At 60.4% G+C, this 13,885-nt stretch carries 13 protein-coding genes; 5 read left to right on the forward strand and 8 right to left on the reverse strand.

All coding sequences use genetic code 11. The features are described from left to right. Nucleotides 1-161: 161 nt before the first annotated feature. Nucleotides 162-854, forward strand: a complete 693-nt coding sequence (locus ABH945_RS23985; protein ID WP_429252152.1) for a YceH family protein — start codon at nt 162-164, stop codon at nt 852-854. 63 nt (nt 855-917) lie between these two features. Here ABH945_RS23985 and ABH945_RS23990 read toward each other — a convergent pair whose 3' ends face one another. Together ABH945_RS23990 and ABH945_RS23995 are read right to left on the reverse strand one after the other, a co-directional pair. Further along, nucleotides 918-1,436 carry an SLATT domain-containing protein gene (locus ABH945_RS23990; RefSeq protein ID WP_074768637.1) on the reverse strand — a complete coding sequence of 173 codons (519 nt, stop codon included), beginning with the start codon at nt 1,434-1,436 and terminating at the stop codon, nt 918-920. Between the two features lie 83 nt (nt 1,437-1,519). Beyond that, nucleotides 1,520-2,578, reverse strand: coding sequence for an LLM class flavin-dependent oxidoreductase (locus ABH945_RS23995; protein WP_429252153.1), 1,059 nt, complete (start codon nt 2,576-2,578; stop codon nt 1,520-1,522). 186 nt (nt 2,579-2,764) lie between these two features. On the opposite strand from ABH945_RS23995, the gene ABH945_RS24000 reads away from it, so the two are divergent. Further along, nucleotides 2,765-3,742, forward strand: a complete 978-nt coding sequence (locus ABH945_RS24000) for an aliphatic sulfonate ABC transporter substrate-binding protein (protein WP_429252154.1) — start codon at nt 2,765-2,767, stop codon at nt 3,740-3,742. A gap of 55 nt (nt 3,743-3,797) precedes the next feature. On the opposite strand, the gene ABH945_RS24005 is transcribed toward ABH945_RS24000, so the two are convergent. From ABH945_RS24005 to ABH945_RS24025, 5 genes are all read right to left on the reverse strand, one after another. Then, entirely contained in the window at nt 3,798-5,054 is a 1,257-nt protein-coding gene (locus ABH945_RS24005; RefSeq protein ID WP_429252155.1) for an acyl-CoA dehydrogenase family protein, read from the reverse strand. A 149-nt stretch (nt 5,055-5,203) separates the two neighbouring features. Further along, on the reverse strand, nt 5,204-6,115 hold the full coding sequence (locus tag ABH945_RS24010; protein ID WP_074768631.1) for an ABC transporter permease: 912 nt from the start codon (nt 6,113-6,115) through the stop codon (nt 5,204-5,206). Nucleotide 6,116: 1 nt separating this feature from the next. Then, a complete protein-coding gene (locus ABH945_RS24015) occupies nt 6,117-7,031 on the reverse strand; it encodes an ABC transporter permease (RefSeq protein WP_429252156.1) in 915 nt (304 codons plus the stop codon). 120 nt (nt 7,032-7,151) lie between these two features. Continuing rightward, nucleotides 7,152-8,447 (reverse strand): ABC transporter substrate-binding protein, encoded by a 1,296-nt coding sequence (locus ABH945_RS24020; RefSeq protein ID WP_074768627.1) that lies wholly within the window; start codon nt 8,445-8,447, stop codon nt 7,152-7,154. 96 nt (nt 8,448-8,543) lie between these two features. Then, the gene (locus ABH945_RS24025) at nt 8,544-9,602 is read right to left on the reverse strand and encodes an ABC transporter ATP-binding protein (protein ID WP_429252157.1); all 1,059 of its coding nucleotides are present in this window, start codon (nt 9,600-9,602) and stop codon (nt 8,544-8,546) included. Nucleotides 9,603-9,929: 327 nt separating this feature from the next. Here ABH945_RS24025 and ABH945_RS24030 point away from each other — a divergent pair, with 327 nt between their 5' ends. The 3 genes from ABH945_RS24030 to ABH945_RS24040 are packed head-to-tail and all read left to right on the forward strand — an operon-like array spanning nt 9,930 to nt 12,230. Next, nucleotides 9,930-10,898, forward strand: a complete 969-nt coding sequence (locus ABH945_RS24030) for a polysaccharide deacetylase family protein (RefSeq protein WP_429252158.1) — start codon at nt 9,930-9,932, stop codon at nt 10,896-10,898. Then, nucleotides 10,895-11,629 (forward strand): GntR family transcriptional regulator, encoded by a 735-nt coding sequence (locus tag ABH945_RS24035; RefSeq protein WP_429252159.1) that lies wholly within the window; start codon nt 10,895-10,897, stop codon nt 11,627-11,629. The genes ABH945_RS24030 and ABH945_RS24035 overlap by 4 nt, the downstream gene beginning before the upstream one ends. A 10-nt stretch (nt 11,630-11,639) precedes the next feature. Further along, nucleotides 11,640-12,230, forward strand: coding sequence for a flavin reductase family protein (locus ABH945_RS24040; protein ID WP_074768619.1), 591 nt, complete (start codon nt 11,640-11,642; stop codon nt 12,228-12,230). A 63-nt stretch (nt 12,231-12,293) separates the two neighbouring features. On the opposite strand, the gene ABH945_RS24045 is transcribed toward ABH945_RS24040, so the two are convergent. Continuing rightward, nucleotides 12,294-13,880 carry a gamma-glutamyltransferase family protein gene (locus ABH945_RS24045; protein ID WP_429252160.1) on the reverse strand — a complete coding sequence of 529 codons (1,587 nt, stop codon included), beginning with the start codon at nt 13,878-13,880 and terminating at the stop codon, nt 12,294-12,296. Between the last annotated feature and the right edge of the window lie 5 nt (nt 13,881-13,885).

A 13,885-nucleotide genomic window follows, 5' to 3' on the forward strand; every position in this document is an offset into this window, starting at 1 on the left:
GAAAATCGTCAACTCGACAGAAATGCCCGTGCCCGTTGCCCTGAGATTCGTTCGCAGCGACGCCGCGCGCCGTTTATCATAGTGGCCACTTGTCACCGCAGACCGGCCGTCAAGCGGCACTTCATCAACGAGACACGGCGATCCATGCCGCACAATCACTCATGAACACCACATCCGACGCCTCCTCCCGCCCCGCGATCCGCGACCTGACGCAACTCGAAGGGCGCGTTCTCGGCGTGCTCGTCGAAAAGCAGCACACGGTGCCGGACAGTTATCCGCTATCGCTGAATGCGTTGACCCTGGGCTGCAACCAGAAGACCGGCCGCGCCCCGGTGATGAACGCAACCGAAGCCGAAGTGCTGACGGCCGTCGACGGATTGAAGCGACTCAGCCTCGTGATGGAAGGTAGCAGCAGCCGCGTGCCGCGCTTCGAGCACAACATGAATCGTGTGCTCGGGCTGCCGAGCCAATCGGCGGCATTGCTGACCACGTTGCTGCTGCGTGGCCCGCAGACCGCGGCTGAACTGCGCTTGAACAGCGCGCGTCTGCATGGCTTTGCCGATATCTCGTCGGTCGAAGCGTTTCTCGACGAACTCGCGGGCAACGATCCGGCGCGGGTCGTCAAGCTGGCGCGCACGCCGGGCGAGCGTGAAAATCGGTGGACGCATCTGTTATGCGGCGAAGTCAGCGCGAGCGAACTGGCGCAGCCCGGTGTCGAAGACGACACGGTGCCGCTGTCCACCTTCGAGGCAGTGAAAGCCGAGCAAAAGCGTCTCGCCGACGAAGTGAGCCGGCTTCAGACCGTAGTGCGGCGCATGGCGGCGGAGTTGGGTATCAGCGTCGACGATCTTTAACGATCGATTGGGTGAAAAAGCGTGGACATGTCCGCGCTTTTTCAAGCCACGCGAATCAGCGGTTCACGCATCGCGGCCGCGCGCCGTATCCGACGATAACGTGCGCTGCGTGCGATAGAAAATCTTCGGCGGCACGTTCGGCGAATCTTGCGCGAGCCGGTCGAGTTCGTCACGAATCGAAGTGAGATAGTGGCCTTCGCGCGCATCGGGGTCGCCGGAAACGACTGCTTCCAGTCTGCGACGCACCGCGCCATAACGCGCCCCTGCCGAGCGATGTTTCTCCGCACGTTCGGCATACTTCATGAAGGTTTGCAGCGCGGCCGACACCACGGCGGCGACGCTCACCAGTCCCACGAAAATCCGCAATTCCACCGACACCGCAGTGGCTGCGAGCGACGCGAACACGGCAGTGCCGACGAACGCGGTCAACGCGGTGACCAGCCAGCCAAGCTGACGGTCTCGGGCCGACAGCAGATCGGCCATGTCGTAATGGCTCATCTGCGATTCGCGCGCGCGGCGAATCCATTTCAGCAGTAGCTGGTTTTCGTCGACCGGCGGCTCGTAGGGTGGCAGTTTCGTCATGTCGCTCGTCAGGGATGGTGGATGCCTGACCATACTGTGCCACATTGAAGCGTTAAGCCAAACTGACGCCCCGTTGCCGCCATTCAACCAATCAGACGCCGCACGCGCGGTATCACTTCCTCAGCGAAACTGCGCATGTCGCGCTCGAACGGCTGAAATTGCAGCATGAACAATTCGATGCCCGCGAAATGGAATTCGGCAATCCGCTTTGCGACGGTGTCATAGCTGCCGACCAACCCGGCCGCCGTACCGCCGTTCGACCCCACGCGCGGTGTCTGCGCGAAGGTCCTGAACATCACCGCGTTGGGGTCGATATTCGATTTTTGCTGTTCGCGCAATGACGCGTCTTTCGCGGCGAGCGCGAACAGATGATCGAGGTGCTGCGCGGCAGCATCATCGGTATCTCGTGCAATCACGAAGGCAGACAGGCCGAAGCGTAACGGCGCATACGATGCGGGCCGCGTGCGGGCACGAAGGTCTGCGATCAATGTCTGAACGGCGTCCAATGGTTGGCCGTTGATAAACCACACATCGCCTTTGTCGGTAACCAGTTGACGCGCAGGCTCCGATTCTCCGCCGACGTAAATGCGCGGACGCTCACGAAAAGGATCGGCGGGCCGCAATAGATAGTCATCCACATCAAAATGTTCACCGCGAAAGCTCGTGCGTTCGCCTCGCAGCAGCGAATCGACCACGGTGATCCATTCGCGCCCATACGCGTATCGTGCGTCATGTTCGGCGAAACCGATGCCCGCGCGTTCCAATTCCGGCCGGTTCCATGCGTTGACGAGATTGAGCGAAAAGCGTCCGCCGCTGATGTGCTCGATCTGCTGCGCCATCTTCGCGAGTACAACGGGGTGGTACAGATACGGCTTGATCGCCGCAATGATCTCGATGCGTTCAGTCAGCGCTGCGAGTGCGGCTGAAGCAGTCCACGCTTCGAGCTGATCGAATTCCGCGTGATGCGGATTGATCGTGTGCTGCGCGACGAGTACCGAGTCGTAACCGAGTTGCTCGGCCTCCAGAACGAGCGCCTTATTGCGCGCCCAGGACGCATCGTACGGTTCATCCGGGTCTTGCAGCGCGGCGCGGCTGCCATGGACCAGTGCCCAGACGCCAAAGCGTGGCGGCAGTGTCGACATAAAGCGAAAATCTCCACGGTAAGGCGAATTCGAATTCAGCAACTCGCATCAAAGCATCAGATAGTGCGCTATAGCGCCGCCGCGCGTTCCAATTTCTCTCTCTATCGATCGATGAAATCCGTCTATAAGCGCGTGTCGATCTTTTATATATTCGACGATTGCCTTTTCTCCGACGGAACCTATTCGATGCAAACCATTTTTTCCCGCAGTCGACATTTACGGCGGCTGTGCATTTCTCTTTCGCTGATTGGCGGCGTGCTGTCAGCCGGTCTCGCGCAAGCCAACGAAACGATCTCGATCAGCTATCAGCGCTCGTCGACGCTATTCATTCTTCTCAAGCGCACCGGCGAACTGGAGAAGAAGTTGAAGCCGCTCGGCTACGATGTGAGCTGGCATGAATTCTCCACCGGTCTGCTGCAATCGTTGAATGCGGGCAGTGTCGATCTGCATGCCGATGTCGCCGACGCATTCGCGCTGTTCACGCAAGCCGCCAATGCACCGCTAACGTATTACGCAGAAGAAACCGCCGCGCCGTCCGCGCAGGCGATCATCGTGCCGCCGGACTCGCCGATTCATTCGGTGGCTGATCTGAAAGGAAAACGTGTGGCGGTCGCGAAAGGTTCGGGCTGCAACTATCTTCTGCTGAGCGCGTTGGCCAAGGCGGGATTGACGATCAACGATATTCAGGTGCGTTATCTGGAAGCACCCGATGCGCTTGCCGCGTTTCGTGGCGGCAATATCGACGCATGGGCGATCTGGGACCCGTTCCTCGGCGCACAGCAGCGCGACGCGCACGTGCGAGTGATTGCCGACGGTTCGAACGGTGTTGCCCAATACAACCGTTTCTATACGGCCACCACATCGTTCGCGGATAAACACCCGGACGTGCTGCGCATCGTGTTCGACGAATTGAACACGACAGGCAAATGGGTCAAAACGCATCCGCAGGAAGCTGCGCAGATTCTCGGTCCGCTGTGGGGCAATATTCCCGAGGCTACGGTCGAACTCGCCAACGGCCGACGCAGTTATGACATTGTGCCGGTCAGGCGCGATCAGTTGGCGGAGCAGCAGCGTATCGCCGATACGTATCACGCGGCGGGTCTGATTCCCGTTGTGTTGAAGGCGAACGATATCCGCATCTGGACGCCACCGCATGCAAAATGAGGGGATGCAGCGAGAGGATGACGCGATGAATTGCGTCATCCAGGACCGCACCGAATTACACAGCAGTAGCCTTGCGAGCGATACCAAAACGCTCGTCATGCGCGTTGCCATTCAGATAAAAGTCTCCAATCGCGGCCTCGCGAAAAATCGCCGGATTGTGCGACGCGAGCACCCGCGCATTGCGCCAGTACCGATCGAAACGGTGCGATTCGCTGGTGGCCGATGCGCCGCCCACTTCAAATAGCAGTGTCGTCGCCTGCAGCGTCTGCTCGATTGCGATCTGTTGCGCCTGGAAAGTCTGGATGTCGAGGTTGATATAAGTCTGCTCGCTGGTGCGGCCTTCGCGACGCGCGACCGATACCTCGTCGATAGCGCGAGCGAGCGCGGTGCTGACACTCTGCGTCGAATAAGCGAGGCTGGCGAGGCGTCCGACCACGCGATGCACCAGCGGGTTATCGCGCGGACTCGACTCGCCGGGAATACCGAAGCTACGCGTTTTGGTCTGCGTGAAAGCGACCGCATCGCGCAGTGCCGCGCGGCTAATACCGGCCAGATTCGCGATATGCAGCGCCTGATAGTAAGCGGTAAGCAAACTGTTGCGGCGAGGTTCGGACGCGCTATAGCGGCGATAGACGTTCTCCTGCGAGACCGGCACCTGGGCGAAACGCGCGGTGCCGCTGCCGGTCAGACGCTGCCCGAAGCCATCCCAATCGTCGATACGGCTCACGCCCGGCGTGTCGGTTTTGACGAGCACACGCACGTCGGTCTGACCGTCGTGTGCGACCACATCGACCCAATCCGCGTAAAGCGTGCCGGTGGTGTAGTACTTTTCGCCATTCAGATGCCACACGTCACCGTGTTGCGTGAGACGCACGCTATTGTTGGTGACGCCAGTCCGCTCGGAAACCGCGCCACCGACAATCTGTCCTTGCGCGACTCGCGTGAGCCAGCGGTCACGCAATGCTTCGTCGCTGTTTTCCAGCAGCGATTCAATAAAGCCACCGTGTACGCGCAGGATTTGCGGCAGGTTCGAATCCGCCTCGCCAAGGCGCGTGACCAGCGAGAAGAATTCCGTCAGCGAAATGCCTTCACCGCCGTATTGTTCGGGCACGCGCAAGCGCGTATAGCCCGCTTCACGTAGCCACTCGACGGGATCGTAAGCGAGTTCGCGATGTTGCTCGCGGTGCACCGCGCCTTCGGCGATGCGCGCGAAGACGGGGGCGAAGCGGCGGGTGAGGGGCGTATCGTCGAAAAGTTGTGCGGCGTCGGCAATCGAATGAGCCGGGTTGCCTGACGATTGAACTGCGGACATGGGTTCTCCGGAGTGAGGCGCGCACGCGGCGCAATCGGAGAACGGTACGGGACGAGGGTGGCCGCTAGCAACGAAGTATTTTGCCGATTCTTAGCAGAGGGCGTGCAATGGCGATGGCGGCTTGCTGTCCGTGCAAGCCGCCGATTCCGTCAGGTCGCTTTTAAACCGGCCACCGCGCGGCGTTTCGCAAGCAGTCTCACCGCGAGCAGGCACGCGCCCATTACCGTCAACGACAGTAGCGTGGTCATCGTGCCGAGCGCGTAAATCACGGGCGTGGTCACCGACGTAGTAAGCCCCTGGAGTTCGAGCGGCAACGTGTTCTGATCGCCGATAGCCTGCGAAGTACGCGCGATTTCGTCCCACGACAGCGTGAATCCGAACATCGCGACGCCAACCACCGACGGCCCGATAATCGGCAACACGACATGCCTGAAGCTTTGCCACGGCGTCGCGCCGAGGTCGCGCGAGGCTTCTTCATATGCCGGGTTGAAACGGTTGAAGACCGCGAACATCACCAGCAAACCGAACGGCAACGTCCAGGTCAGATGCGCGCCGAGCGCCGACGTAAAGAGGCCCATCGACGTCGTATAGGTATCGGCGAACGACTGATAGCCCCAGGCCGCCGCGAGATACTTCACCCCGTTATCCAGCAGACGGAATGTCAGGCCGATACCGAGCGAAACGATAATCGACGGCATGATCAGACTGGCCACGGATACATAAAACACCGCTGTATCGCCGCGAAACTTACGGCGAAATGCGAGACCCGCGGCGACAGAAAACAGCACGGTCAGCACCGTGACCGCCAGCGCGAGTTTCACGGATCGGCCAAACGCTCCCCAGATATCCACATCGCCGACACCGTCACGCAGCACGGCAAACCAGTGCAGTGAAACGCCGCGCATGGGGAACGTCAGACCGCCTTCGGGCCCCTGAAACGACAGAATGAAAATCGTGATGACCGGTCCGTACAGGAACAGCACGAACAAGCCGAACAGCAACGCGAGCCAATAGAAACTGGCAGGACGGCGCTCCCGATGTTTGACGCGAATGGCCTGCATCTCACAGCTCCTTGCGAATGTCGACGACCCGCGTCAAACCCCACACGATCATCAGCACGACGGCCAGCAGAATGATTGCGTTAGCTGCCGCAGCGGGAAATTGAAGGTAGCCGGTCTCGACCTGAATGATCTTGCCAACCGATGCTATCTGTTGCCCGCCCATCACGCCGACTGTCAGGAAGTCGCCCATCACGATCGTGATGACGAAGATCGAACCGATCACAATGCCGGTTTTCGACAACGGCAAGACGACATCGCGCACCACTTGCCAGCCGCTCGCACCGGCGTCGCGCGCTGCTTCGAGCAGCGATCGGTCGATTCGCATCATCGCGTTGAAGATCGGCACGATCATGAAAAACGTGTACAGGTGGACGAATGCGAGCACGACCGAGAAGTTCGAATACAGCAGCCATTCGAGCGGCTGATCGATCAGATGCATGCCGATCAGTGCCTGATTGACGAGACCGTTACGGCCGAGCAGCGGCATCCACGAAATCATGCGGATCACGTTGGAGGTCCAGAACGGAATCGTGCAGAGCAGGAACAGCACCGTTTGCATACTCGTCGTGCGCACGTGGAACGCGAGAAAGTACGCGAGAGAAAAACCGAGCAACAATGTCACGGCCCATACGATCGCGCAGAACTTCAGCGTCGACCAATACGTCTTGAAGGTCACGCAGACATCGGTCATCGACGAACAGCCGTTGAAGATGGCCGCGTAATTCTTTAGCGTGAAGGCGGGAATGATCTGGTATTCGTTGAAGTCCCAGAAACTGACGATCAGCGTGATCACCAGCGGCACGATGAAAAACAGCAGGAACGTCAGCGACAGCGGCGTCGCCTGCAACCACGCGGGGGCACGCCGGTGTTTAACGGGTGCGTCCTGAGCGTGCGAGGGAAGGTCGATCGTTGCCATGGGCGAGGGTGTCCGGGAAGAACAGCGCGAGAAAATACCTGCGCTATTAAAAACAGTCGTGGTAGCCCACGCATAATGCGTCGACTACCACGGTGAAGCGAATCACGCGTGCATCGCAAATCAGGCCGCGATGAACTCGTTCCACTTCTGAACCATATAGATGTTCTCGTCCATTACCGCATTCCAGCACGCAATCGCGCCCATACGCTGCGTGTACGAACCACCGTCACGCACCGCACCGGCCTTTTCGAGCAACTGGCCGTCCGGCGCCTTGATGTCCTGCGCGGCCGCTTTGCCTTCCATCCAGTAGTCCCATTCGTAAGCCTGCATGTGCGTCTTGGCTGTGTCGACTACACCGGGGTAATAGCCCTGACGCATCAGATATGCACCGGCCCAGCCATCCTGAAACCAGTTGACGAACTCATAAGCGGCATCAAGCTTCTTGCCTTGCAGCGAGCGCGGAAAACCGAAGCCTGACGCCCACGAACGGTAGCCTTCTTTCAGCGGCTGGAACTTGCACGGAATACCCATCGTGCGAACTTTCGTGACAGCCGGCGACCACATCGACTGGATCACCACCTCGCCCGACGCCATCAGATTCACGCTTTCGTTGAAGTCCTTCCAGAATGCGCGGAACTGTCCCGCATGTTTGGCCTCGATCAGAATTTTGATGGTCTGGTCGATCTCGGCCTTCGTCATGTTGCCCTTGTCACCGTATTTCATGTGACCCATCGCCTCGATCGCCATCGCCGAATCCATGATGCCGATCGCGGGAATGTTCAGCAGCGCGGCCTTGCCTTTGAATTGCGGATTCAGCAATTCGGCCCAACTGTCGACCGGACGTTTGATGAGGTCAGGACGAATGCCGAGCGTATCCGCGTTATAGGTGGTCGGGATCAGCGTCATCCATTCGGTCGGCGTCGCGGAGAATTCGGTCGAGCGTGCGCCGGTCAGGAACATCACTTTTTTCGGCGCAGTACCTTGATCGCCGATCTTCTTGCCGTTGACTTCACCGCGTGTGAGAACCGGTGTGATCTTGTCCGCGAGTTTGATGCGCTTGGCGTCCATACCCGCGAGCGTGCCGGCCGGAATCAGTTTCTTGAGTGCGAAGTATTCGGTGTCGACGATATCGAACGAGTTGGGCTGCGTGATGATGCGCTTGGCGACGTCATCGGTCGTGACCGGCACGTACTGGATTTCGATGCCGGTGTCTTCCTTGAACTTCTTCGCGATGTCGGCGCTCTGGTTGACCGCCGTGCCGAGGTAGCGCAACGTGATCTTTTCCTGCGCGTGCACGTACGGAAAGCCGGCAATGCCGGCCGCCGCCACCGCGCCCTTGATGAACGTGCGGCGCGACAGGCCTTTTTCCTTCACATCCGCTGCGGCCACTGCCGGGCTCTCGTTCGCTTCACTCATTGCTTTCTCCTCAGTTGACGTTCGTTCTAGCGCTTGTTTAATGGACTATTTATTGCCGACCGACATAAACACCCTGAAAACAGGGCATCAAATACATCAGGCCGCGAGCGGATGCGCGTCCTGCTCGTTCCACCAGACCACGACTCGAGCCTCGGGACCGAGTCGAGCCGGGTCGTAATCGCCGTCGCTCACGAATGAAACCAGTTCGGGCGAACCGTCGAGTGGATCGAGCGTCATCCGCAGATGCGTGCCCTGATATTCGGCTTCGCGCACTTTGCAGGGCACGCCGCCGATCCGCGTCATGCCGCTGTCTCCGCTGGCGTTTTGCACCGGCGTGACGCCGTGCGGCACCACCCGCAGATGATCGGCGCGAACGGTGAACAGTCGGCCATTCGTGTTGAAAACGTTATGGCCGCCGAGAAAGCGGGCCACGAACTCGGTGCGCGGTCGATTGAATACTTCGAACGGCGTGCCGCTCTGTTCGATCCGGCCATGACTCATCACCACCACCAGATCGGCCAGAGCCATCGCTTCTTCCTGCGAATGCGTGACGTGGACGAAGGTGATGCCGAGTTCCTTCTGCCAGCGCTTGAGTTCGGCGCGCATCTGTACGCGGAGAAACGGATCGAGTGCGGAGAGCGGTTCGTCGAGCAGCAGGCAGCCTGGCTGGTTGAGCAGCGCGCGGGCGAGCGCCACGCGTTGCTGCTGACCGCCCGATAACTGCGCGGGTTTGCGCTCGGCATACGCGGACATCGCCACCAGTTCGAGCAGTTCGGCCGCGCGTTTACGCCGGACGTCCTTCGCTACGCCGCGCATTTTCAGGCTGAAGGCGACGTTGTCGAGTGCGCTCAGATGCGGAAACAGCGCGTAGTTCTGGAACACCATCGCAGTTCCGCGTGCAGCGGGTTCCGCGCGCGTGACGTTGCGGCCCGCGATCAGAACGTCACCTTCAGTGACGGATTCATGACCCGCGATCATGCGCAAGGTCGAGGTCTTGCCGCAACCCGACGGCCCGAGCAGGCAGCAATACTGGCCACCGGCAATGCGCAGGTCGATCGCATCGACGGCAAGCGAATCGCCGTATTGCTTGGATACGTGCACCAGTTCGATGTCGGCGGCTTTGGTTTCGAGCACTGTTGAAGCAGGCTGAATCATGAACGAAGAGTCCTCGTGAACGGCGAACAGTGGGGCACGCACGAAACAGACATGCCGCTAATGCGAGGCAGGCAAATGCAAGACATGTGCCATCGGCCGCGTTGCGGCGCTTGATGATCGCCGACGCGCCGTTGTGCTTAACGTCTACAAGTTGGCTCACATATTGCAAACGATCCGATACGACGATCGTTAGCGATCTGCAGGATCTGTTTTGCGCAATCACGGTGCGTCTTCGGTCCGAGTCGGGGCATGAACCAACCAATCCGGTTCATTCGCGATGCGGCCGGTTGCACCGTTCGACGCCATTCATCAACGACGGCTTTATCAATGAACGACACACGGAACATGTCCGCAGCACTGAACCGCGCGCGCGAACCGATCGCCACGCATGGGCGCTTTGCCTACCGGCCGATCATCGACAGCGATGCATTCCGTTGGCCTGGCGACACCGGGCTTGCGGTTTATCTGGGCTTCAATATCGAGCACTTTGCGTTTGGCGAAGGCCTTGGCGCGGCGCTCGGCCCTGTCTCACCGCAGCCGGATGTGCTGAACCATAGCTGGCGCGAATACGGCAATCGCGTCGGCGCATGGCGCTGCATCGAACTATTCGATCAACTCGAATTGCCGGCAGGCACGCTCATCAATACCGCGCTCTACGATCACTGCCCCGAATTGATCGCGGCCTGCGTCGCGCGTGGCGACGAATTGATCGGGCACGGCCATACGAATGCGCACCGGCAAAGCGATCTCGACGAAAACGGCGAACGCGAACTGCTTCTGCATTGCCGCGAGCGGATTGCGGAAGCGTCGGGAACGCCGCCGCAGGGCTGGTTGTCGCCGTGGATTTCGGAGTCGCATCTGACGCCCGATCTGCTCGCGGAGACAGGCTACGGCTACACGCTGAACTGGTGTCACGACGACCGTCCGGTGCGAATGGCCACGCGCAACGGCAAGTCGCTCTGGTCGATTCCGTATCCGCAGGAACTCAACGATTTGCCGATGATGGTAGGCCGCCACATGGACGGCCGCGCGTTCGCCGACATGATCGTCGATCAGTTCGACGAGATGTTCGAACAGGCCAATCGCGGCACGCAACCTCAGGCGCTGGTGATGGGCATTGCGCTGCATCCTTATCTGGTTGGACAGCCGTATCGGTTGAGGCATCTGCGGCGCGCACTCGAACATATCGCTGCGGCCCGCGCACGAGGTGACGTGTGGATCACGACGCCCGGCGCGATTGCCAGTCATATGGACGATCTGGAGCGGGACGGTATCGTGCGCCCGGCTGCTGCATGAATACGAAGGCCGGCGCGGCCACCGCTAGAAAGACCGTGCGTGAAGAAGCGGATATCGACGCACGCATTTATCAATCGATCTTCGACGGCGTGCTGAATCATCGGTTGACGCCGGGTACGAAACTGCCGGAGCCCGAGTTGTGCCAGCTGTTCGGCGTGGGCCGCGCGGTGGTGCGCCGGGTGCTCGAAAAGCTCGCGTACGACGGCATTGTCGTGTTGCGTCCGAACAAAGGCGCGGTGATCGCCGAGCCGACGCCGGAAGAAACGCGCGAGATTTTCGAGGCGCGGCGTTCGGTCGAACGGATGCTGGTGGAGCTTGCCGTTCAACGCGCGAGCAAACAGGACATTGCCGCATTGCGGCAACAACTCGCTAGCGAGCACGATGCCATGCATCGCTTCGATCAGCCTTCGTGGGCGACACTCGCAAGCGGTTTTCATATGCGCGTCGCCGCGTTGGCCGGCAATTCGATCCTGCAAAATTATCTGAAGGAACTGGTGTCGCGCTGTTCGTTGATCGTCGGTGTCTATGAACCGCCGGGGCATGCGCCGTGTGAGCACGCGGAACATGCCGCGATTGTCGACTGCATCGAAGCACGCGACGCCGCGGGCGCAATGGCGCACATGGACGCGCATCTGCGCGATCTTCAGGACCGCATTGAAACCTCGCGGATGCGCGGTGAAAAAAGCCTGGGCCAACTACTCGGCTTGACAGAACACGCTACTTCCCAATAGGCAGACCTCGATGGAAATCGATTTCGAAGCGATTACCGAGTACCAGCGTTACAAGCTGATGGCGAGCCTGATCGTGCCGCGTCCCATCGCGCTCGTCACCACGCTCGGCGCGGACGGCACGATCAACGCCGCGCCGTTCTCGATGTTCAACATGCTGGGCGAGGAGCCGCCCATCGTGATGATCAGCATCAACCGTGTGACGGACGGCACGCTGAAAGATACCGCCGTCAATATCGTGCGGACGGGCGAGTTCGTCGTGCATCTCGCGGACGAAGCCATCGCACTGAAAATGCATCGCTGCGGCGCGCGTCTGCCGCCGAACGTGAGCGAGCTTGCCGAGGTCGGCCTGACGCCCGTGCCGAGTTCTCACGTCGCGCCGCCACGTATTGCCGAGGCACCGGTTGCATTCGAATGCACGATCTGGGAAACGCTTGAAACCAGTAGCCGGCAGATTTTCATTGGCCGCGTGCATCGCTTGCATGCGCGTGACGAGTTGATCGACACGGAAACATGGCGTGTGCGTTTGCAACACTATTTTCCGGTGGGCCGCTTCGGCGCGAGCGATTATGTGACGACACGGGACCGCTTTACGCTGGAGTGAGGTTTTTTATTTCATGCGCGTGGGCGTCCAACAATCCAACAGCCCACGCGTGTCGATCAATCATCAAACCGCCAGCGCACGCCCATCGCTACGCGGATCATGCGCGCCTGAAACCGAACCGTCCGCGTCGATTCGAATCACGCCTGGGTGCCCCGCCAACGGACTCTGCGCCGGTATCGCGCTCACTTCATGCCGTCGCGCCGCAAGCTCGGCGAATACATCGGCACCCGCATCTTCTTCAAGCTTCAACGCATCGCGCGTATCGGAGAAGGTCTTGCCCAGCAGAAAACGTGGGCGGGCGAGGGCGGTTAGCGGGTCCATTCCGTAGTCGATCAAACGCGTCAGAATCGCGGCAAGCGTTTGTGGCTGACCGTCGGCCCCTTGCGTGCCGAACAGTAAATGCGGGCGCCCATCTTTCAGATACATGCCGGGATTCAGCGTGTGAAAAGGCCGTTTGCCCGGCAGTACCGCATTGTGATGCGCGGGGTTCGTGCTGAAAGACGCGCCCCGGTTGTGCCACAGAATGCCGGTGTCGCCGGCCACCACGCCGCTGCCCCAATCGAAGTAGACGGTTTGCAGCACGCTGACGCTGCGGCCTTCGCTATCGGTTGCACCGATGAACACCGTGTCGCCGGGACGGAACACGTGCGGCCACGCGCGTGCTTCGCGCGGGTCGATGGAGCGCGCGTGCGCATCCAGGGTCGAGGCCGACAACATGCGCTCGACAGGCACGTCGTTGAACTCGGGATCGGACACGTAGCGATCCCGATCGACGAACGCGCATTTCACCGCTTCCACCAGCAGATGATAGTAATCGGCGCTGCCTTCGGGAATCGAGCGAAGATCGAAACGGCTTAACGTCCCCATGATTTGCAGTGTCGTCACACCTTGCGTCGGCGGCCGCAGGCTGACGAGTTCGCCGCCGCGATACGCGACGCGCAACGGGGTTTCGTCGCGTGCATAGGTTCGCGTCAGGTCGCTCGCGCTGAGTGGCGAGCCCGCATCCTTCAGGCCGCGTGCAATTCGCTCCGCCAGTTCGCCTTCGTAAAATTCGCGCGCGCCGAAACGTGCAATCCGCTCGATGCTTTTAGCTAATGCCGGTTGCGCGAAGCGCTCGTCGACTGCGGGAATCTGCCCATTCGGTGCGAACGTGGCTGCGAAGCCGGGCAGTGCATTCAGTTCTCCGGCGCGCAGCGTTTGCCAGAAATGCTGTGACGGTGTGACAGCAAAGCCATCGCTTGCATATTCGAATGCGCGGTCGAACAGCGACGACCACGTTTGCGTGCCGCCCCACGCGCTTCTGCTGATCTCATACGCGCGATGCCAGGCGTCGACAGTCGCCGCGGTCGTGATCGCAGACGCCGCGCCGCGCACCGGAATCGCCGACTCGAACGCGGGCAATTGCGTGGCGGCCTGGCCAATGCCGGACACCGTGCGCAACATGCCGTTGCGATCGCCGATCACCCAGAACGCGTCGCCGCCTAGTCCGGTGAAATGCGGGTACGTGACGCACAGCGCCGCGCCGATCGCAATCGCGGCCTCGATTGCGTTGCCGCCTGCGCGCAACACGTCGCGTCCGGCTTCGCTCGCCAGCGCATGAGGACTGGTGACCATGCCGCCCGTGGTGCCGACGGATTTCTGATTGTGCATCGATG

It is taken from the genome of Paraburkholderia sp. GAS333, from assembly GCF_050435665.1.
GTDB classification, from domain to species: Bacteria; Pseudomonadota; Gammaproteobacteria; order Burkholderiales; family Burkholderiaceae; genus Paraburkholderia; species Paraburkholderia fungorum_A.